The organism is Kitasatospora sp. NPDC015121, from assembly GCF_055562955.1.
In genome coordinates this window covers 298,695-320,235 of record NZ_JBVHEH010000010.1, presented here as the reverse complement: position 1 = coordinate 320,235, position 21,541 = coordinate 298,695, and the positions used below count along the sequence as shown (strand labels likewise).

The window sequence follows — 21,541 nt, the reverse complement described above, 5'->3', positions numbered from 1 at the left end:
ACGGCGTCGGGGGTCAGGCCGAGGCGGGTCCAGAGTCCGGCGAGGGCGACCATGACGGCGAAGGAGGCGGGTTGGACGACGTCGACCCGCTCCAGTGACGCTTCGGGGCCTTCGCCGCGTAGGACGTCTTGCAGGGACCAGTCGATGAAGGGGGTCAGTGCGGCGGCGACGCGTTCGATCTCTTCGGCGAACCAGGGGGACTCTTCCAGGAGGGCGCGTCCCATGCCGATCCACTGCGCGCCCTGGCCGGGGAACACCCAGGCGGTGCGACCCGCACCACCCGAAGCCGAACCGGTGACCAGTGCCTGGTCGGTGCGGCCCTCGGCGAGGGCTCGCAGGGCGGCCGAGGCGGTGTCGCCGTCGGTGGCGAGGACGACGGCCCGGTCGGCGAAGGTGGTGCGGCTGTTGGCGAGGGCGCCGGCGGCGGTGAACAGGTCGGTGTCACCCTGCTCGATGCCCTCCGCGAACGCCGCCAGGCGCCCGGCCTGGCCGCGCAGGGCGGCGGTGCCGCGCGCGGAGAGGATCCACGGCACGACGGCCGGTCGGGCGGCGGGGGCCGGGGCCGGAGTCGGCTCCGCGAGCGGCGGGGCCTCCTCCAGGATCACGTGGGCGTTGGTGCCGCTGACGCCGAACGACGAGGTCGCGGCCCGGCGCGGGCGGTCGGTGTTCTTCCAGTCGCGGGCCTCGGTGAGCAGCTCGACCCGGCCGGACGACCAGTCCACGTACGGGCTGGGCTCGTCGACGTGCAGGGTCGCGGGCAGGACGCCCGCCTGCATGGCGAGCACCATCTTCATGACGCCCGCGACGCCGGCGGCGGCCTGGGTGTGCCCGATGTTCGACTTCAGCGAGCCGAGGTACAGCGGCGCGTTCTCGCCGCGCTCCTGGCCGTAGGTGGCGAGCAGCGCCTCGGCCTCGATCGGGTCGCCGAGCTTGGTGCCGGTGCCGTGCGCCTCGACCGCGTCGACCTCCGACGCGGAGAGCCCGGCGTCGGCCAGCGCGGCCCGGATCACCCGCTGCTGCGAGGGGCCGTTGGGGGCGGTCAGGCCGTTGCTGGCGCCGTCCTGGTTGACGGCGGTGCCACGGACCACGGCGAGCACCCGGTGCCCCAGGCGCTGGGCGTCCGACAGCCGCTCCAGGACCAGCAGGCCGACGCCCTCGCCCCAGCCGGTGCCGTCCGCACCGGCCGCGAAGGCCTTGCAGCGGCCGTCGACCGACAGGCCCCGCTGACGGGAGAACTCCACGAACATGCCGGGGGAGGACATGATCGTCGCGCCGCCGGCCAGCGCCATCGAGGACTCGCCGGAGCGCAGCGAACGCACCGCCAGGTGCATCGCCACCAGCGACGACGAGCACGCGGTGTCGACGGTCAACGCCGGTCCGATCAGGCCGAGTTGGTAGGAGATCCGGCCGGACATCACGCTGCTGGTCGCGCCGGTGAGCACGTGGCCCTGGAGGTTGGCGGGAGCCTCGTGCATGCGCAGGCCGTAGGACTGGTCGGTGCCTCCGGTGAAGACGCCGACCGGTTCGCCGCGCAGCGTGGTGGCGTCGATGCCGGCCCGTTCGAAGGCCTCCCAGGCGACTTCGAGCAGCAGGCGCTGCTGCGGGTCCATCGCGGTGGCCTCGCGCGGCGAGATGCCGAAGAACTCGGCGTCGAACTCGGCGGCGCCGTACAGGAATCCGCCTCGGTCGGTGTAGGTCGTCCCGGCCCGCTCGGGGTCGGGGTCGAAGAGGGTGTCGAGTTCCCAGCCCCGGTCGGTGGGGAACTCCCCGATGGCGTCCCGGCCCTCGGCGACGATGCGCCACAGCTCTTCCGGGGTGTCGGCGCCGCCGGGGTAGCGGCAGGCCATGCCCACGATCGCGATCGGCTCGTTCGGGTCGACCACCGTCGCTGCGGCCCGGCCCCGGGTGGCGGCCTGCGGTTGGCGCAACTCGCGCAGGCGGACGGCGAGGGCGGCGGGGGTCGGGTAGTCGAAGAGCAGCCCGGTCGGCAGCGGGAGGCCGGTGGCCGAGGCGAGCGCGTCGCGCAGTTCGACGGAGGCGATCGAGCCGATGCCGAGGTCGGTGAAGGTGCTCCGGGAGTCGACCGCCCCGGGGTCGGTGTGGCCGAGCACCGCCGCGACGTGCGCGACGACCAGGTCGAGCAGGTCGTGGTCGGGCCCCTGCTGGGCGACGGGCCTCTCGTCGGCCACCGGGACGGCCGGCGCCTTGGGCAGGCTCAGGACGGGTCGGGTGCTCCGGTCACCGAGCCAGTACGGTTCGCGTTGGAAGGCGTAGGTGGGGAGTTGGAGGGTGGGGCGGGTGGTGGTGGGGAAGGTGGTGGTCCAGGTGAGGGGGGTGCCGGTGGTCCAGAGGCGGGCGAGGCCGGTGAGGAGGGCTTCGGGTTCGTTGCGGTCGGCGCGTTGGAGGGCGGTGGTGCGCAGGGTGGGTGCGGTGTCGTGGGCCATGCTGGTCAGGGGGGCGTCGGGGCCGATCTCGACGAGGGTGGTGGCCTGGTCGGCGAGGGTGCGGATGCCGTCGGCGAACAGGACGGGTTTGCGGACGTGTTCGACCCAGTAGTGGGGGGTGCGGATCTCGGGTCCGGCGGTGGTGCCGGTGACCAGGGAGATGAGGGGGGTGGTGGGTTCGTGGAAGGTGATGCCGGTCAGGGCCTGGGCGAAGTCGTCCAGCATGGGGTCCATCAGCGGCGAGTGGAAGGCGTGGCTGACGGTGAGTTTCTTGACGCGGCGGCCTTGTGCGCGCAGTGCCGCCATCACTTCCTCGACGGCGCTCTCGGTGCCGGAGACGACGGTGGCGGTGGGGCCGTTGACGGCGGCGATGGAGATCTGTGCCGGGTCGAGGTGGGCCAGTGCCTCGGTGGTCTCGGCGGGGGTGGCTTCGAGGGCGGCCATCGCCCCGCCCGCGGGCAGGGCGCCCATCAGGCGGCCGCGGGCGGCGACCAGGCGGGCGGCGTCGGGCAGCGACAGGACGCCGGCGATGTGGGCGGCGGAGATCTCGCCGAGCGAGTGGCCCGCCACCGCCGACGGCCGCACCCCGAAGGATTCGGCGAGGCGGTAGAGCGCCACCTCGAAGGCGAAGATGGCGCACTGGGCGAGCGCCGTGTTGTCGAGGGTGTGGTCGGGGTCTTCGAACATGGTGGTGCGCAGGGGGGTGTCGAGCAGGGGGTCGAAGGCCGCGCAGACTTCGTCGAGGGCGGTGGCGAACACGGGGTAGGTGGTGTGGAGTTCGCGGCCCATGCCGGCGCGTTGGGAGCCTTGGCCGGTGAAGACGGCGGCGAGGGTGGTGTCGGTGGTGGTGCCGGTGATGAGGGCGGGGTGGGGGTGGCCGTCGGCGAGGGCGTGCAGGGCGGTGGTGGCGGTTGCGGTGTCGGTGGTGAGGATGACGGCGCGTTCGTCGAAGGCGGTGCGGGTGCGGGCCAGTGCGGCGCCGACCTGGACCGGGTCCAGGTCGCCGTCCTCGGTGGTGAAGGCGGCCAGTCGTCGGGCCTGGCCGCGCAGGCCGGCCGGGCCGTGACCGGAGACCACCCACGGCACCACCGGGGAGGGGAAGGCCTTCACGGCCGACTCCTCCTCGGCGACCTCCGCCGGAGCCTGCTCGGGCCCGGCGGCGAGGACCACGTGGCAGTTGGTGCCGCCCATGCCGAAGGAGCTGACGCCGGCGATCAGCGGGCGGTCCGGCCAGGGGGCGAGTTCCTGCTGGACGGTCAGGTTGAGCTCGTCGAGCGGGATGCGCGGGTTGGGGGTCTCGTAGTTGAGGCTCGGCGGCAGCGTCCGGTGGTAGAGGCTCAGGACGGTCTTGACCAGTCCGGTGACGCCGGCGGCACCCTCCAGGTGGCCGAGGTTGGTCTTGGCGGAGCCGACCGCGAGCGGCGGGCGCGCGGGGCCCTCGGCGAGGACGGCGCCGAGCGCGGCGGCCTCGATCGGGTCGCCGACCGGGGTGCCGGTGCCGTGCAGTTCGACGTACGCGACCTGGTCGGTGCCGACGCCGGCGCGCTCGTAGGCGGCCCGGAGCACCTCGCGCTGGGCCTGCTCGCTCGGGGTGGTCATGCTGGCGCCGCCGCCGTTGTTGACGGCGCTGCCGAGGATGACGGCGTAGACCCGGTCGCCGTCGGCGACGGCCCGGGAGAGCGGCTTGAGCAGGACGGCGGCGCCGCCCTCGCCGCGGACGTAGCCGTTGGCGCGGGCGTCGAAGGTGTAGCAGCGGCCGTCGGGGGAGAGACCGCCCCAGCGGCTGGAGATGACTGAACTCTCGGGCAGCAGGGCCAGGTTGACGCCCGCCGCGATCGCCAGCTCGGACTCGCCGCGGAGCAGGCTCTCGGCGGCGAGGTGGACGGCGACCAGGGAGGAGGACTGCCCGGAGTCGACGACCAGGCTCGGTCCGTGCACGCCGAGGAAGTGCGACAGCCGGTTGGCGATCACGCCCCGGTGGATGCCGGTGATGGTGTGCTGGGTGCTGTCGGCCGCGCCGTCGCCGTAGGCGAGCCGGGCGTAGTCGTCCCAGATCGAGCCGGCGAAGACGCCGACCCGGCTGCCCCGGACGTCCTCGGGCACGATGCCCGCGTCCTCCAGGACCTCCCAGCCGAGTTCCAGCGCCAGGCGCTGCTGGGGGTCCATCCGGGCGGCCTCGTTGGGCGAGACGCGGAAGAAGCCGGCGTCGAAGCGGTCGACGTCGTCGAGGAACGATCCCCAGCCCGGGACGGTGGCACCGGGCTCGGCGCCCCACCGGCCCTCGGGGACCTCGGTGACGACATTCCCGCCATTTCTGAGGAGCTCCCAGAACGGGCCCGGTCCTGCGGTCCGGGCGAACCGGCAGGAAATTCCGATGACGGCAACGGCTTCGCCATGGCCGAGGGCGGCGACACTGGAAACGCTCACAAACTTCCCCTCCCTGACAGCGCGACGTCAACGATGTTCGTTCGCATGGGCTGCGTTTCACAACCCCCTAAAGGTCGGACCGGCGGTTCGCGGCACCCCCCTTGCCGGTCACCCCTATTCCGGGGCCACCCCCTTATGAATTCGACCCGCACAATTACCGGTAGCCTATTTTTCCGCTACGGGTCTAGCGTTGCCCGCACAACTGGCGGGATCCTTGCGAAACCCGGGACCCCGCGGCTTGAATCAGGAGACAATTCATGTCAGGACTCACGCGTCGAAAGTGGCTCACCGGTATGGGAGCCGCAGGTGTGGGCATCGCCGTCGCCCCCGCCCTCACCCCCGGTGTCGCCGCCGCCGACGGCACCGGCACCACCACCGCGGACAGCGCGGCCCTCCCGGGCCTGAACGCGATCACGCCGACCGACCCCCGGTACCAGGACCTCCAGCTGCGCGGCTACAACCGCCGGACGCTCTCCAACCCGGAGACCATCTACCTGGTGTCCAACACCCAGCAGGTGGTGCGGGCGGTGAACGCGGCGGTCGCCGCGGGCAAGAAGATCTCGGTCCGCTCCGGCGGCCACGCCCTGGACGGCGTCGTGGACAACGCCGACACCAAGGCGATCATCGACTTCAGCGAGATGCGGGCGGTGCAGTTCGACCCGCAGAAGAACGCCTTCATGGTCGAGCCGGGCGCCACCCTGGGCCAGATCTACCGGCACCTGGACTACGGCTGGGGCGTCACCCTGCCGGGCGGCCTCTGCCCGAGCGTCGGCGCCGGCGGCCACGTCATCGGCAGCGGCTTCGGTGCGATATCCCGCCAGTACGGCCTGATCTCCGACCACCTCCACGCGATCGAGGTCGTGGTGGTCGGGGCGAACGGCGCGGCCCGCTCGGTGGTCGCCACCCGGGACGCCGCCGACCCCAACCGCGACCTGTACTGGGCGCACACCGGCTCCGGCGGCGGCAGCTTCGGCGTCGTCACCCGGTTCTGGTTCCGCTCCCCGAACGCGACGGGCACCAACCCGGCGCTGCTGCTGCCGAAGGCGCCGTCCGCGGTCCAGAAGGCGACCGTCCTGTGGCAGTGGTCGGACATCACCCAGGACGCGGCGATCCAGATCAACCGCAACTTCGGCGGCTACCTGGAGCAGAACAGCGCGCCCGGCTCGCCGTCCAACGCCCTGCACCTGGTGATGAACATCCCGCGGATCGAGGCGGGCGTGGTGGTCGCGCTCGGCCAGGTCGACCCGTCCGTCCCGGGCAACTCGCAGCTGCTCGACAACTGGATCTCCGCCGTCACCAACGGCGTCCCCGGCCCCGCGCCGGCCGTCATCAAGACCGGCACGCTGCCCTGGCTGACCACCTCGATCAACGTGCCGGACTCGGCGGTCGCCTCCGGGTACAACGGCCCGCCGAGGTGGAAGAGCAACGTCTCGGTGCACAAGAAGCGGTTCACCGACGCCCAGGTGGTCAAGGCCTACGCCCACCAGTCCCGCCCGGGCTACAACAACAAGGCCTCCGGTTTCGCCCAGACCTCCTACGGCGGCCAGATCAACGCCGTGCCGGTCGACGCGACCTCCTCGCCGCACCGCGACGCGATCCTGCTCGCGGCCGTCTCGACCGTCTGGGACGACCCGGCGAAGGACACCGACAACCTGACCTGGGCCCGGGAGCTGTTCCAGGACCTGTACGCGGAGACGGGCGGCGTGCCGGTGCTCAACACCAGCACCGACGGCCTCCCGGTCAACTGGCCGAACCTCGACCTGGTCGGCCCGCCGTGGAACACCTCGGGCGTCTCGGTGCACGAGCTCTACCACGGGTCGAACTACCCGCGGCTCCAGCAGGTCAAGGCCAAGTGGGACCCGCTGAACGTCTTCCGCCACCCGCTCTCGGTGCAGCTCCCCTGATCCGGGGGAGTAGGGGAGTAGGGGAGTGAGGCGGTAGGGGAACGCGGGGCGGGGTCCGGATCCACCGGGCCCCGCCCCTTCCCGTTCCCGCGCCCCGTCCTGCTGGTGCCGGGCCTGCCGCTCAGCGGGCGCCGGGCCGCCAGCTCCGGATCACGTCGAGCACCTGCGGGGCCTGGTCGGTGAGGTAGAAGTGCCCGCCGGGGAAGGTGTGCAGCTCGAACCGGCCCGAGGTGTGGTCGGCCCAGGCCGCCGCCTCCCGCGGGGAGACCTTGGGGTCGGACGCGCCGGTGAGGACGACGACCGGGCAGCTCAGCTGGGGGCCGCCGGCGTAGCGGTAGGTCTCCGCCGCCCGGTAGTCGCCGCGGACCGCGGGGAGGACCATCCCGGCGATGTCCGGGTCCTGGAGGAGGGCGGCGTCGCTGCCGCCGAGGGAGACGATCTCGGCGATGATCCCGGCGTCGTCCCGCAGGTGCACGGACTCGGCCCGCGGCGTGCTGGGGGCCCGCCGGCCGGAGGCGAAGAACACCTCGGGGACGACGCCGCGCGCCTCCAGGCCGCGGGCCAGCTCGAAGCCGACGGTGGCGCCCAGGCTGTGCCCGAAGAGGGCCAGCGGCTTGTCCGCGAGCCCCGCGACCAGGCCGACCAGTTCGTCGACGAGCTCGGCGACGGAGCCGCGGCAGGGCTCCAGCCGGCGCTCCTGGCGGCCCGGGTACTGGACGGCCACCACCTCCAGGTCGGGGGCCAGCGCCTTCGCCATCGGGAAGAACCAGCTCGCGGAGCCGCCGGCGTGCGGCAGGCAGACCAGTCGGGCCCCGGCGTCCCGCGCTTCGTGGAACCGGCGCAGCCACAGCTCGGCGGCATCGGCATCGGCAGTCATAGGCATGACAGCAGTATCCCTACGCACCGTCCGGGTCGACAGCCCCTAAAGGACGACCCCCCTAGGGTGCGAAATGTCGGACATCGAGAAAGCCGGGGCGGATGGCCCGGTTTTCCCCCCGGCGGCCCCCGGCTGACGGCTTCCCGGAGTACCGTCCGAGCGGTGCTCCAGCAGGGCTCTAGCAGGGCTCCAGCGCTCGCCGGGCCTTCGGCGGGCGGTGCGAACGGCGACCCCCGGGTGTTCTGTCCGGGATAACCGCAAACTCCGTGTCATGGTTTGCAGAGATTTAACACCGGCGCCATGGTCAGCAATACCGCAGGTCAGGTGAGGTGCAGCTACGCTCCGGGGCGGCATGATCACGCATCGCGTCTTTCGTGAACGGCGTCAACGTTCGATACTCTACGTAGCACGGGGGATAACGCCCGGTGGCCCTGGTCTTCCATTCTTACGGAGTGCCATTGTTGTCGCCGCAGTCAAAGAAGCATTCATTAACGGAACGCCATATTCAACTTTCTGCGACGCTGGACGCCCTCCAGCGGAGCATTGACAACCACAACTGCTCGATCGTCAAAGTGGAGGGGGCTCCCGGCTGCGGGAAGACCGCCTTCCTCGAAGCCGTCATCGACGAGAGCGCCGAGCGCCACGCCACGGTGCTGAGCGCCACCTGCTCGGAGGGCGAGCAGGACCTGGACTTCGTGGTGATCCGCCACCTGCTGCAGAACTGCGGGCAGCTGAGCCAGGCCGAACGGGCGGCCCGCCGGATCGAGGAGAACACCCTCGTCGCGATGTCGTCCGAGAGCTCCACCGTCACCCGGGCCCTGGCCATCCCGATCCACGACGACACGCTGACCATGCTCCAGGCGATCGCCGAGCGTGGCCCGCTGGTCATCGTGCTGGACGACATCCAGTACATGGACCCGTCCTCGGCCAAGTGCCTGATGTACGCGGTCCGCAGGCTGCGCAACCTCCCGGTGGTGCTCGTCGCCTCCGAGACCTGCCCCGCGGGCCGGCTGACGCCGTTCCCGCACGACTTCATCCTGCAGACCGACCACCGCGACCTCGTCCTCGACCCGCTGTCCGTCCAGGGCATCGCCGAGATGGTCCGCAGCCGCAGCACCACCGCCGGCGCGCCCGGGGGCGTCGGCGCGGAGGCCGAGGTGATGGCGACCGCCCGGGAGTGCTACGCGCTGACCGGCGGGAACCCGCTGCTGGTCGGCGTCCGGCTCTCGCGGTCCGCCGCCCACCTCTTCGACAGGTCGGTCTTCCGCCTGCTGGAGCGGGCCCCGGCCCCCGTCCTCGACGTGGCCTGCGGGCTCGCCGTGCTCGGGGACGAGTACACCCCGGAGATCCTGGCCCGGCTGCTCGAACTCGAGGCCGGCGAGGTGGAACGGTGCGTCTCCGCGCTGACCCGGGCCGGCCTGGTGGCCGACGGCGCCTTCCGCCACCCGGCGGTGCGGGCCGCCGTCCTCACCGAGACGGACCCCACCCGCCGGGCCGAACTGCACCGGCGCACCGCCCAGCTGCTGCTGGACGTCGGCGCCACCGCCCGGCTGCTGGCCGAGCACCTGCTCACCGCGCAGGGCAAGTGCCCCGACTGGGGCGTCCAGGTCCTGCACAACGTCGCGCTCCGGGCCTCGGCCGAGGGCGACCCGACGTTCGCCGAGAGCTGCCTGGAACTGGCCAGCACCGACGAACGGCAGTACGGCCACACCAAGGCGATGCTGCTGGAACTCTCCTGGCGGCGCGACCCCACCGCGGCCGACGAGCACGTCCCCGGCCTGTTCGACGCCTTCGCCCGCGGCCAGCTCACCGTCAACGACGCGGTGATCCTGATCCGGCACCTGCTCTGGCACGGCCGGGTGGTGGAGGCCGAACAGGTCATCGCCAAGCTCGACCGGGCCGCCGACTTCCAACAGGCGGCCGGCCCCGTCCGCGACCTCACGGTGTGGCTCGCCCACGCCTACCCGCCGATGGCCGCCCTGGCCCCGGCCCCGGCCCGGCCGGCCGTCGACCCCTCCGGCACCGACCCCTACTCGACCGCGACCACCGTGCTCTCCGCGGTGCTCACCAACCAGCCCGACAGCCAGGTCATCCCCAGCGCCCAGCACATCCTGCGCAGTCGGGACAGCTACGAACTCAACTTCATCTCCTCCCAGGCCGCCCTGCTCACCCTCGTCTTCACCGACCAGCTGGCCGAGGCCGCCAGGCGCTGCGACCAGCTGATCGCCGACTCCAAGCGGCTCAAGGCACCCACCTGGCAGGCCGTCCTGACCGGGATCAAGGCGGAGATCTGCCGCCGCACCGGAGCGACCGAACAGGCCGTGCAGTACGCCGAGTCGGCCCTGGCCCAGCTCTCCGAACAGAGCTGGGGCGTGCCGATCGGCCAACCGCTGTCCTGCCTGCTGCTCGCCTACACCACGTTGGGCCGCCGGGCCGAGGCCGCCCGGCTGATGGACCGGGTGATCCCGCCGGCCATCATGAAGAGCGCCCAGGGCCTGATCTACCGCTACGCCTGCGGCCAGTACTACCTGCTGGCCGACTCCCCGTACGCGGCGCTCCAGGTCTTCACCATCTGCGGCGAGCTGACCCAGGCCTGGAGCCTGGACATGCCCACCGTCGTGCCCTGGCGCAGCGGGGCCGCCGAGGCGCTGCTGCGGCTCGGCCACCAGCAGAAGGCGGAGGAGCTCCTCCGGGAGGAGCTGGCCCTGGTCGACGAGCGCTACCCGCGGGCCAGGGGCGTCGCCCTGCGGCACCTCGGGGCGACCGTCACCGACACCGAGGAGGGCGTCCGCCACCTCCAGGCCGCCGTCCGGCTCCTCACCCGGGTCGGCGACCAGCAGGAACTGGCGGCGGCCCGGGCCGGCCTCGCCGACCGGGGCGCCCGGTCGCGCCGGGACCAGCAGCCCGAGCACCGCCCCGGCGGCGGGACCGCCGCCGGCACGGGGGCGGGGGCCGAGACCGGGCACGAGAAGCTCAGCGGGGCCGAGCACCGGGTCGCCGTCCTCGCGGCGGGCGGCCACACCAACCGGGAGATCGCCGAACTGCTGTCCATCACACCCAGCACGGTGGAACAGCACCTCACCCGGGTATTCCGCAAACTCCTGGTGAAACGTCGGGAAGACCTCCCGCAGGAACTGGGCACGGCCGACAGCCAACGGGCGATACTCGGCCGCATCGACCTGAGCGCGTGAACCCGGCGAAGCCGCGGACCCCCTACTTTCCCGACGGAAAGTAGGGGGTTTCCCGTGTGACCCCGCAGACCTATCGTCTGCTGTCAGTCGAGCGTCCATTCGATCACCGGTCGTCCGTCACCGGTCGTCGACCGCCGACCGTCGATCACCGGACATTGATGCCCGCGAGGCGACAGTTCCGAAACCCCCGTCAGACATTCCCGATGGTTCTCGATGGTTCCGATGGTTCCGAGAGCGGAAAAGGCCACCATGCAGCCCGGTTCCCAGCGTCTCCCCTCCTTGACGGGAATGCGATTCGTCGCCGCATTCATCGTCTTCGCCTTCCACGTCATCTACGAGCTCCCCTTCAAGGACGCCGAATTCGCCACCCATTACAGCCGGGTGTTCGGCCAGGGCGGCTGGACGGGCGTGGCGTTCTTCTTCGTGCTGAGCGGCTTCGTCCTGGCCTGGTCGGCGCGGGACGAGGACACCGTCACCGCCTTCTGGCGCCGCCGCCTGGCCAAGGTGTTCCCCAACCACCTGCTGACCTACGCCGCCGCCGCGGGGCTGCTCGTGCTCTCCGGCCTCGCCGTCGGCGGGTGGCGCGCGGTGCCCGGGCTGTTCCTGATCCAGTCCTGGTTCCCGCAGGCCGACATCGAGACCAGCGCCAACCCGGTCGCCTGGTCGCTCTCCTGCGAGCTGTTCTTCTACCTGGCCTTCCCCTGGCTGCTGCGCCTGGTCAGGAAGATCCCGGCGAAGTGGCTGTGGGCCTCGGCGGCGGTCGTCGCCGGACTGGTCTGGTGCGTCCCGCTGATCGGCCGGCTGCTGCTGCACGACCGCCCGCCGGCCCCCTGGGCGCCGTCCGTCTCGACCTACGAGTTCTGGTTCGTCTACGTCTTCCCGCCGACCCGGATGCTCGAGTTCGTGCTCGGCATCCTGATGGCGCGGATCGTCCTGGCCGGCAAGTGGATCCGGATCCCGCTGCCCGCCGCGCTGGCCCTGGTCGTCCTCGCCTACGCGCTCGCCCCGGAGGCCTCCTACATCTACCAGGTGGTCGCCGTCACCGTGGTCCCGCTGGCCCTGCTGGTGCCGGCCGCGGCCGCCGCCGACATCGACGGCAGGTGGTCGCCGACCCGCGGCAAGGTGTTCGTCTGGCTGGGCACCGTCTCCTTCGCCTTCTACCTGTGGCACCGGCTGGTCCTCATCTACGGCCACCGCCTGCTCGGCGTCGGCAGGACCTGGGACACCCCGGCCGTCCTCGGCCTGAGCGTGCTCGCCCTCGGCGTGGTCCTGCTGCTCGCCTGGCTGACCCACGCCTTCGTCGAACAGCCCGCCGACCGCCGCTGGCGCTCCGGCCGCCCCGCGGCCCCGAAGGCCCCCGCCGTCGCCCCGGCGGAGCAGCCCTCGGTCAGCGCGAGCTGAGCGCCGCGCCCTCCGGCGCACGACGGAGCCGGTGACGGGAAGACCCCGCCACCGGCTCCGTCGCGCGTCAGGCGTCCGCGCGTCAGGCGTCCTTGAGTCAGGCGTCCTTGAGCCCCGGGAAGTCCTCCTCCCAGAACTCGCGGTCGCCGCGGGCCGGGACGGCGGCGGGCTCCGCCGAGGTGGCGTGCCGGGCCTCCTCCAGGTGGCGCAGCTCGATGCGGCGGATCTTGCCGGAGATGGTCTTCGGCAGGTCGGCGAACTCCAGCCGGCGGATCCGCTTGTACGGGGCGAGCCGCTGGCGGGTGAAGGCCAGGACGGACTGCGCGGTCGCGGCGTCCGGCTCGTGCCCGGGCGCCAGGACGACGTACGCCTTCGGCACGGACAGCCGCAGCGGGTCGGGGGAGGGGACGACCGCGGCCTCGGCCACCGCCGGGTGCTCGATCAGCACGCTCTCCAGCTCGAACGGGGAGAGCCGGTAGTCGCTGCTCTTGAACACGTCGTCGGCCCGGCCGACGAAGGTGTAGTAGCCGTCCGCGTCGCGCTGGGCGACGTCGCCGGTGTGGTAGCGGCCGCCGGCCGTGGACTCGGCGTGCCGTTCGGGGTCGTCCTGGTAGCCCGACATCAGCCCGAGCGGCGCGGACGCCAGGGGCAGGCAGAGTTCGCCGTCGACGCCGGTGCCGGTGACCTCCTCGCCGGTGACCGGGTCGACGAGGACGACGTCGTAGCCGGGCAGCGGGCGGCCCATCGAGCCGGGCTTGACCGGCAGGCCGGGCGTGTTGCCGATCTGCGCGGTGGTCTCGGTCTGGCCGTAGCCGTCGCGCAGCGCGACGCCCCAGGCCCGTTCGATCCGCTCGACCACCTCGGGGTTGAGCGGCTCGCCCGCGCCGACGAGTTCGCGCAGCGGCGGCCGCCACCGCTCCAGGTCCTCCAGCAGCAGCATCCGCCACACGGTGGGCGGCGCGCAGAACGAGGTGACCCGGTGGCGGACCAGCGCGTCCAGCAGCGGGCGGGCCGAGAAGCGCGGCTGGTTGACGACCAGGATCTCCGCACCGGCGTTCCACGGGGCGAAGAAGTTGCTCCACGCGTGCTTGGCCCAGCCCGGCGAGGAGACGTTCAGGTGGACGTCGCCCGGCCGCAGCCCGATCCAGTACATCGTCGACAGGTGGCCGACCGGGTACGAGCGGTGGGTGTGCTGCACCAGCTTGGGGCGGCTGGTGGTGCCGGAGGTGAAGTACAGCAGCAGCGGGTCCTCGGCCCGGGTCGGCCCGTCCGGGGCGAAGCCGCCGGCGTACTCGGCCGCGTCCGCGTAGTCGACCCAGCCCGGGACGGGCCCGCCGACCGCGATCCTGGTCCAGTCGCCGTCCTGCCCGGCGAAGCCGCCGGTCAGCGCGGACTCGGCGACCACGTGCCGCACCCGGCCCCGGGACAGCCGGTCGGCGAGGTCGTCCGCCGTCAGCAGGGTGCTCGCCGGGATGACCACCGCGCCCAGCTTGATCGCGGCCAGCATCACCTCCCACAGCGCCACCTGGTTGCCCAGCAGCAGCAGGATCCGGTCGCCGCGCGCCACCCCCCGGGCGCGCAGCCAGCCGGCCGTGCGGTCGGAGCGGGCGCTCAGCTCGGCGAAGCTCAGCGCGCTCTCGCCCAGCGGCGTGCCGTCCGCGTCCAGGTCGACCACCCGCAGGGCGACCGCCTCGTTGCCCGCCGCCTCGACGTCGAACCAGTCCAGCGCCCAGTTGAAGTGCTCGCCGCCGGGGCGCGGGAACGCCCGCGCCGCCTCCAGGTCGCCGCGTGCCGCCAGCAGGTGGTCCCGCGCGGCGCGGAAGTCGTGGTGCGCGGCGGAGCCCGGGCCCGAATCCGAGTCCGAGTCCCGTCGAGCGGCCGTGTCCGGTGCCATCCGTCTGTCCGTCCCTGCCTCGTCGACCCCGGCCGCCGCCTCGTTGCCCGGCCGCGGGCATACCGGCACGCTGCCATTCGGCTGATCAACGGTCAAGGGTGACACCATGGCTGACCTGGCCGGGGGCGAGGGCGGGGGCGGGCGGAAATCCGGTACCGGCCGCGCCGGGTCGGCCGTTAGGATCACTGGCACCTCCCGGGCGTGAGCGCAGAGGCAGACGCGCCGCTATGGCATGGCGGATCACGCCGGTTCGAATCCGGCCCCCGGGAGGCCCCACGGCACGGGCCCCGCGGCGCAGTGACGGACCCGCCGCCCTGCGCGTGCGGAACACGCCGGTACGCATCCGGCCGGGCCCGTCCCCGTACCGCGATCCCCGGAGGACCGTCCGATGAGCCCGTCCGCGTCGAGCCCGTCCGTGTCGAGCCCGTCCGCGTCGAGCGCCGGGGCGCAGGGCCCGGGAGTCCCGGACGAGGCCGAACTCGCGGCGTTCGAGCGGACGCTGGGCCGGCTGCGGCTGCTGCCCGCCGACCACCCGCTGCGGCTGCGCGCCGAGCGCGGCGCCGAGTCCTTCGCCCGCGACGGCCGGCAGGCCCGCCGCCGCGGCCGCCGCGCCGACCGGGCCGAGGCCGACGCCGCGCTGGTCGCCACCACCGCCACCGGTGGCGCAGACCGCCGCGAGGACGCCCCGCTGCCCACCGCCGAGCGGCCCGCCCCGGTCGGCGAACTCGCCCGCCCGCAGCGCTGCTACGTCTGCAAGCAGCTCTACCGGCAGCTCGACGGCTTCTACCACCGGCTCTGCCCCGGCTGCGCCGAGGACAACACCGCCCGCCGGGCGCTCAGCACCGACCTGGCCGGACGGCGGGTGCTGCTCACCGGCGGCCGCGTCAAGATCGGCTTCCAACTGGCCCTGATGATGCTCCGCGACGGCGCCGAGCTGATCGTCACCAGCCGCTTCCCGCACGACACCCTGCGCCGCTTCCGCGCCGCCGAGGGCAGCGCCCGCTGGCTGGACCGGCTCCGGATCGTCGGCATCGACCTGCGCGACCCGCGCCAGGTCCTCGGCCTGTGCGAGCAACTGCGCGCAGAGGGAAGGCCGTTGGACATCCTGGTGAACAACGCCGCACAGACCCTGCGCCGCCCGCCCGAGTCGTACGCGCTGCTGGCGGCGGGCGAACGGGCCGCGCTGCCCGACCCCGACGCGCTGCCCGCGCAGGTCGGCCACGCGCCCGGCTTCCGCCCGGTGCCCGCGCTCACCGCCGCCTGGCCCGCCACCGAACTCGCCGTCACCGCCGCCGAACCAGCCGTCGCCGACGGCCCGTCGGTGCCCGCCGAGCTAGGTCGCCGCGCCGTCGACGAGGCCGGGCTGCTGCCCGACACCGCACCGCGCAACTCCTGGTCGGCGACGCTCGGCGGACTCGACCCGGCCGAGGTGCTGGAGACCCAGCTGGTCAACGCGCTCGCCCCCGCGCTGCTCTGCGACCGGCTGCTCCCGCTGCTGGAGGCCTCCCCGCACCCCGCCCGCTACATCGTCAACGTCACGGCGGTGGAAGGCCGTTTCGCCGTCCGCAACAAGACGCCCGGCCACCCGCACACCAACATGGCCAAGGCCGCGCTCAACATGCTCACCCGCACCAGCGCCGCCGAACTCGCCGAGCGCGGCGTCTACATGTGCGCGGTCGACACCGGCTGGATCACCGACGAGAACCCGGCCCCGAAGAAGTCCCGCCTGGCCGAGCACGGCTTCCGCACCCCGCTGGACGTCGTCGACGGCGCCGCCCGGGTCTACGACCCGATCGTCCGCGGCGAGGCCGGCGAGCCGTTCGTGGGCGTCTTCCTGAAGGACTACCGGGTGGCGCAATGGTGAGAGCGCGACCCGCTCGGCCTCCGGGCCGGGCAGGCCGCTGCCGAACTCGGCGCCGCCGGAGCGGGTCAGCGCGCGGACATCCGCAGCGCGCCGTCCATCCGGATGGTCTCGCCGTTCAGGTAGTCGTGGTCGGCGATCATGGCGACCAGCTTGGCGTACTCCTCCGGCCGGGCCAGGCGCTGCGGGAAGGTCACGGTCGCGGCCAGGCCGGAGCGGACCTCCTCGGAGAAGCCCGCCATCATCGGGGTGTCGACGATGCCGGGCGCGATGGTGACCACCCGGATGCCGTACTGCGCCAGGTCGCGCGCCGCCGTGATCGTCATCCCCGCCACGCCCGCCTTGGACGCCGCGTACGCGATCTGCCCGACCTGGCCCTCGAAGGCCGCGATGGACGCGGTGTTGACGACCAGCCCGCGCTGCCCCGCCTCGTCCGGCTCCTGCGCGGACATCGCCTCGGCGGCCAGCCGCAGCACGTTGAAGGTGCCGACCAGGTTCACGTTCAGCACGCCGCGGAACAGGTCCAGGTCGTGCGCGCCGCGCCGGCCGACCACCCGGGCGGACGGCGCGATGCCCGCGCAGCTGACCGCCAGCCGCAGCGGGCGGCCGTCGGCCGCGATCCGGGCCAGCGCGTCGCGGACCGGCTGCTCCTCGGTGACGTCCGCCCCGAGCAGGACGACGCCCTCGGGCCCGGCCGGGGCGGACTCCACGGCCTTGGGCAGGTCGAGGCCGTAGACGGTGGCGCCGAGCGAGGCCAGGTGGGCGGCGGTGGCTGCGCCGAGGCCGGAGGCGGCGCCGGTGACCAGGGCGGCGGTGCCGGACAGCTGCATGGTGGAACGTCCTTTCCGAGAGGGTGGATCGGCTTCGTCGGAACGTCGGCCGGGACCCCGGCGGGGCCCCGGCCGACGCCTCAGCGGGTGGCGAACTGGCGGCTGATCACCAGGCGCTGGATCTGGTTGGTGCCCTCGAAGATCTGCATGATCTTCGCCTCGCGCATGTACCGCTCGACCGGGAAGTCCCGGGTGTAGCCGTAGCCGCCGAGCACCTGCACCGCGTCCGTGGTGACCTTCATCGCGGCGTCGGTGGCGACCAGCTTCGCCACGCTCGCCTGCCGGCTGAACGGGCGGCCCAGGTCGCGGCGGCGGGCCGCGTCCAGGTAGGTGGCGCGGGCCGAGTCGACGGCGGCGGCCATGTCGGCGAGCAGGAAGCCCAGGCCCTGGTGGTCGACGATCCGGCGGCCGAAGGTGGTGCGCTCGTTGGCGTAGGCGACGGCGTGGTCCAGCGCGGCCTGGGCCAGGCCGGTGGCGCACGCCGCGATGCCGAGCCGGCCCGAGTCGAGCGCGGAGAACGCGATCGGCAGGCCCTGGCCCTCCGCGCCGATCAGCCGGTCGCGCTCCAGCAGCGCGCCGTCCCAGTACGCGGCGGTGGTCGGCACCGCGTTCAGCCCCATCTTCTCCTCCGGCGGCCCGAAGGTCAGGCCCTCGACCCGCCCCGGCGCCAGGAAGCACGACACGCCGTGCGGGCCGGGCGCCGTCCGGGCGAACAGCGCGTAGAAGTCGGCCTTGCCGCCGTGGGTGATCCACGCCTTGGTGCCGGTGATCCGGTACCCCTGCTCGACCGGCTCGGCCCGGCAGCTCAGCGCCGCCGCGTCCGACCCCGCCTGCGGCTCGGACAGGCTGTAGCCGCCGACCAGCTGCCCGGCCAGCATTTGGGGCAGCCAGCGCTCCTGCTGCTCCGGCGTGCCGTACGCGGTCAGCGGGTGGCACGCCAGGGTGTGCACGCTCGTGGCCACCGCGACGGCCGCCCAGCGGGACGCCAGCTCCTCCAGCACCTGCAGGTACACCTCGTACGGCTGCCCGCCGCCGCCGAACTCCTCCGGGTACGGCAGGCCCAGCAGCCCCGCCTGCCCGAGCAGCGCGAACAGCCCCTCCGGGTAGCGCTCCTCCTTCTCGTGGGAGGCGACCTTGGTCGCGAGCTCCCGGTCGGCGAGATCGCGGGTCAACGCGATCAGGTCGGCGGCTTCCTCGGTGGGCAGCAAGCGATCCACGGCCATGTTCCGGCTCCAAAGCGGTACGCAAAGCGGTACGTCAGTACCGCTCAGCGTAGCGCAGGGCGGCGCGACTCGGACATCCTTTCGGTGGCGGACGTCCGCCTTCCGGTGACGGGCGCGGTGGCGGGCGGGGGTCGGTGGGCGGTGGCGGGTGCGGTGGCGGGCGGGGGCCGGTGCGGGGCCGGTGCGGTGGGGGTGACTGTCATACTGGCCGGGTGATCGACAGCGCAGCCGAGACCCGGCCCACCGGACGGGGCGCCGCCCGCCGCAGCGCGCTCTTCGAGGAACTGGTGGCACTGTTCGTCGCGGAGGGCTTCGCCCACTTCACGCTGGACGACCTGGCCGCCCGCCTGCACTGCTCCAAGCGCACGCTGTACGGGCTGGCCGGCTCCAAAGAGCAGCTCGTGCGCGCGGCCGTGGTGCACTTCTTCCGGGAGGCGACCGCCCGGGTGGGCGCGGCGCTGGCCGCCGAGACCGACCCGGCCGCCCGGCTGGCCGCCTACCTGCGCGCCGTCTCCGCCGAACTCGCCCCCGGCTCGGCCCGGTTCTTCGACGACCTGGCGGCGTTCGAACCCGCCGCCGAGGTCTACGGCCGCAACACCCGGGCCGCCGCCCGCCAGATCCAGCAACTGATCGACGACGGGGTGGCGGCGGGGGCCTTCCGCGAGACCCACGTGGCCTTCGCGGCGGACGTGATCAGCTCGGTGATGGTGCGCATCCAGCAGCGCCAGGTCGCCGAGGCCACCGGCCTGGCCGACGCGGAGGCGTACGGGCACCTGGCGGAACTGCTGCTGCACGGCCTGCTGCGCTGAGGTCCGCCGTCCGAAGACTGCTGCGCCGGGGCCTGCTGCGGTCGGCGCGGTCTTCGGGTCAGCCCTCCGAAGTGGGGGAGGCCTCCGGTTCGTCCTCTCCGGCGCCGTCGCAGAGCGGGCAGCGGCCGTTCTCGCGGACCTTGCCGCACTCCTCGCAGACCAGGTGCAGGAAGCAGGCGGGCTCGCCGCCCGCAGGCTCGGTGGGTTCCATGCCGTCCAGTGTGCCGCGCCGGACCGTCGACCAGGTAGGGGACCGCCATCCGGTCGTTCAGCCGGAGGATCCGCCTTTCGGATAGTCCGACCTGCGCCTAGTCCGACTTATGTCGGCCGCACGGGTTCTTGGCGCGCGGCGACGGTGCGCCGGGGCGCCGTCACCTGCGAGGACGGTTGATCCTGCCGGAAGTTGACGACGACGGTGGGAGGTGGCTGGACGGTGAGCATCGGTCGGCGCGGTTGGTGGCGCATCGGCATCGCGACAGCGTTGTGCATGGCCGGGACCGGAACGGCGGCGGTGGCGTCCGGAGTGGCACCGCTGGGCGGACGCCCGGCGGTCAGCGCGGACGAGCAGCGGGCCCCGAACAGCGAGGACGGCCTCCAGGTGGTGAACGTCTCGGTGGACCGCACCAAGGTGCGCGGCCTCACCGTGGTGCGCGCCCTGATCGCCAACCTCGGCCCCAACGAGGTCAGTCAGCACTTCATCACCACGGTGCGGCTGCCCAAGCACGTCACGGTGGAGGGCAAGGTCTTCCCCGACAGCTGCCAGTACGACGACCAGCGACGGGAGTTGAGCTGCGACTTCCGCAAGGGCCTCTCGCTGCGCCGGACCGCGACGGTGCTGCTCCCGCTGCGGATCGCCGACGACGTCCAGGCGGGTGAGCGGCTGTCCGGCGGCGTGGTCTCCGTACAGGACCCGGACCGCCCCACCCGGTCCGTCCCGATTCGGGCCTACACCATCGACGTCGAGTAGTCGATTAGTCGATGACCGGCAACCTCTCTCCCCACCAGGGCAGTTGCGCCGTCCGGTCGACGCTCCTGCCGCTTCTCCCGCCCCTTCCCAGCCCGCCGATCGGAGCTCCGTGTCCCTGCCCCGCCGCGTAGCGCTGCTGTCGCTGCTGCTCGTCGCACCGCTGCTGCCGGCCGTGCCGGCCGCCGCCGCGCCGCAGATCCAGCAGCGCAGCCTCACCCCGACCAGCGCCCTGCCGGACACGCCCGTCGCGGCGACGCTCTCGGTCGGCTCGCTGACGACCTGCATCACCGTCGACGAACTCGGCGTCGGCGTCCGGGACGCCAACCAGCAGAACCTGGACTTCCCCGGCTCGGCCGGGCGCACCCGGATCTGCCCCGGCGGCTACACCCTGACCACCGCGACCCGCAGCTTCCCCGCCGGGACGTACACCGAGTTCGGCTTCTACCGGATCGGCTCCACGTACTACAACCTGCCGAGCAAGACCCTGACCGTCGCCGCGCCCACCGTCCGCCAGCTCGCGCTGCTGCCGACCAAGGCCGTCGCCGAGACCCAGGTGACCGGCACCCTCGCGGTCAGCGCCACCTCCTGCCTGACGGTCGACGAGGTCGGCATCGCCGTCCGGGACGCCGACCAGCAGAACCTGGACTTCCCCGGCACCGCGACCAACGTCCAGCTCTGCCCGCAGGGCTACGTGCTGACCACCGGGTCCCGGAGCTTCGCCGAGGGCACGTACACCGAGTTCGGCTGGTACCGGATCGGCAGCGAGTACCACAACCTGCCCAGCAAGACCCTGACCGTCACCAAGTCCGTCACCCCGCCCGTCCCGCCGATCCCGGCCGGGCAGCTGGTCTTCGACGAGAACTTCAGCAACCCGCCGCTGCTCGGCACCACCTGGGAGGACGACCGCACCAGCGCGTACCGGTACGGCAACCACAACCCGGACGACGACAAGCTCGACTGGCTGCAGCCCGGCGCGCTGAGCACCGGGAACGGCGCCAACACCTTCACCGCCACGCCCGGCGCCAACCGCCTGGAGAACGGCAAGCAGTCCTGGGACACCGGCCTGCTCACCACCGAGTACACCCAGCAGGGCTTCCAGGTCCGCCCCGGCGACTACGCGGAGGTCCGGCTGCAGCTGCCCAGCGGCTACGGCGCCTGGCCCGCGCTGTGGACCTGGAAGGACGGCGGCAACGAGATCGACTCCTTCGAGTACCACCCCGACAACCCGAACCTGCTGGAACTCTCCAACCGCATCAACAGCGCCGGCACCTACTACACCGACGCGGACGCCATCTACCCCGGCGCCTGGGTCAGCATCGGCGTCCACTACGGGGCCTACAACAACGACTGGTACATCAACCACAAGCTGGTCTTCTCCGACCACACCGGCACCGGCCCGAACTGGAGCGCCTACCTGATCCTCAACCTGTCCATCTGCGCGGGCTACTGGCACCCGTCGCCGACCAACGACAACGCGATCACCGCCGCCGCGGACTACCTGCGGGTGTGGCGGCCCCAGGCCTGACCGGCCGGAAAGCGTGCGCTTCCGCGGGGCGGTACCCCGGCTTCGGCCGGGGTACCGCCCCGCGGGCGTGTGGTGTGGCACAGAGCCGTGCGGTGCGGTGGCGCGTCATCGGTGTCGACACATCGATGACGCGACATTGATGCCGTGACACCCATGACGCGACACCAATTGACGTGACATCGGTGCTG

General features: G+C 72.9%; 13 protein-coding genes and 1 tRNA gene. 8 read left to right on the top strand and 6 right to left on the bottom strand.

What is annotated here, in order from left to right:
• A partial coding sequence (locus ACZ3J7_RS17440) for a beta-ketoacyl synthase N-terminal-like domain-containing protein (RefSeq protein WP_465621601.1) occupies positions 1–4,871 on the bottom strand: 4,871 nt, incomplete at its 3' end.
• Between the two features lie 257 nt (positions 4,872–5,128).
• Here ACZ3J7_RS17440 and ACZ3J7_RS17435 point away from each other — a divergent pair.
• The gene (locus ACZ3J7_RS17435; protein ID WP_465621599.1) at positions 5,129–6,775 is read left to right on the top strand and encodes an FAD-binding oxidoreductase; all 1,647 of its coding nucleotides are present in this window, start codon (positions 5,129–5,131) and stop codon (positions 6,773–6,775) included.
• Positions 6,776–6,896: 121 nt separating this feature from the next.
• On the opposite strand, the gene ACZ3J7_RS17430 is transcribed toward ACZ3J7_RS17435, so the two are convergent.
• Positions 6,897–7,658, bottom strand: a complete 762-nt coding sequence (locus ACZ3J7_RS17430) for a thioesterase II family protein (RefSeq protein WP_465621597.1) — start codon at positions 7,656–7,658, stop codon at positions 6,897–6,899.
• Positions 7,659–8,113: 455 nt separating this feature from the next.
• Between ACZ3J7_RS17430 and ACZ3J7_RS17425 the strand changes: the two genes are divergently transcribed.
• Both ACZ3J7_RS17425 and ACZ3J7_RS17420 read left to right on the top strand, forming a co-directional pair.
• A complete protein-coding gene (locus ACZ3J7_RS17425) occupies positions 8,114–10,843 on the top strand; it encodes an AAA family ATPase (protein ID WP_465621596.1) in 2,730 nt (909 codons plus the stop codon).
• Positions 10,844–11,131: 288 nt separating this feature from the next.
• Complete coding sequence (locus tag ACZ3J7_RS17420) at positions 11,132–12,244, top strand: acyltransferase family protein (RefSeq protein WP_465621594.1); 1,113 nt, start codon at positions 11,132–11,134, stop codon at positions 12,242–12,244.
• A gap of 97 nt (positions 12,245–12,341) precedes the next feature.
• Here the strand turns inward: ACZ3J7_RS17420 and ACZ3J7_RS17415 are convergent, their stop codons facing one another.
• Positions 12,342–14,138 carry an AMP-binding protein gene (locus ACZ3J7_RS17415; RefSeq protein ID WP_465621592.1) on the bottom strand — a complete coding sequence of 599 codons (1,797 nt, stop codon included), beginning with the start codon at positions 14,136–14,138 and terminating at the stop codon, positions 12,342–12,344.
• Between the two features lie 194 nt (positions 14,139–14,332).
• Between ACZ3J7_RS17415 and ACZ3J7_RS17410 the strand changes: the two genes are divergently transcribed.
• Positions 14,333–14,407, top strand: a tRNA-Ala gene (locus ACZ3J7_RS17410).
• Positions 14,408–14,526: 119 nt separating this feature from the next.
• Positions 14,527–16,002 (top strand): SDR family NAD(P)-dependent oxidoreductase, encoded by a 1,476-nt coding sequence (locus tag ACZ3J7_RS17405; RefSeq protein WP_465621590.1) that lies wholly within the window; start codon positions 14,527–14,529, stop codon positions 16,000–16,002.
• Between the two features lie 65 nt (positions 16,003–16,067).
• Here the strand turns inward: ACZ3J7_RS17405 and ACZ3J7_RS17400 are convergent, their stop codons facing one another.
• Together ACZ3J7_RS17400 and ACZ3J7_RS17395 are read right to left on the bottom strand one after the other, a co-directional pair.
• Entirely contained in the window at positions 16,068–16,829 is a 762-nt protein-coding gene (locus ACZ3J7_RS17400; protein ID WP_465621588.1) for an SDR family NAD(P)-dependent oxidoreductase, read from the bottom strand.
• 80 nt (positions 16,830–16,909) lie between these two features.
• Positions 16,910–18,052 carry an acyl-CoA dehydrogenase family protein gene (locus ACZ3J7_RS17395; RefSeq protein ID WP_465621586.1) on the bottom strand — a complete coding sequence of 381 codons (1,143 nt, stop codon included), beginning with the start codon at positions 18,050–18,052 and terminating at the stop codon, positions 16,910–16,912.
• A gap of 212 nt (positions 18,053–18,264) precedes the next feature.
• Between ACZ3J7_RS17395 and ACZ3J7_RS17390 the strand changes: the two genes are divergently transcribed.
• The gene (locus tag ACZ3J7_RS17390) at positions 18,265–18,861 is read left to right on the top strand and encodes a TetR/AcrR family transcriptional regulator (protein ID WP_465621584.1); all 597 of its coding nucleotides are present in this window, start codon (positions 18,265–18,267) and stop codon (positions 18,859–18,861) included.
• 58 nt (positions 18,862–18,919) lie between these two features.
• Here the strand turns inward: ACZ3J7_RS17390 and ACZ3J7_RS17385 are convergent, their stop codons facing one another.
• Entirely contained in the window at positions 18,920–19,072 is a 153-nt protein-coding gene (locus ACZ3J7_RS17385) for a hypothetical protein (protein ID WP_465621582.1), read from the bottom strand.
• A gap of 276 nt (positions 19,073–19,348) precedes the next feature.
• Here ACZ3J7_RS17385 and ACZ3J7_RS17380 point away from each other — a divergent pair, with 276 nt between their 5' ends.
• Positions 19,349–19,828, top strand: coding sequence for a hypothetical protein (locus ACZ3J7_RS17380; RefSeq protein WP_465621580.1), 480 nt, complete (start codon positions 19,349–19,351; stop codon positions 19,826–19,828).
• A gap of 109 nt (positions 19,829–19,937) precedes the next feature.
• Positions 19,938–21,353, top strand: coding sequence for a glycoside hydrolase family 16 protein (locus ACZ3J7_RS17375; protein ID WP_465621578.1), 1,416 nt, complete (start codon positions 19,938–19,940; stop codon positions 21,351–21,353).
• The last annotated feature ends 188 nt before the right edge of the window (positions 21,354–21,541 follow it).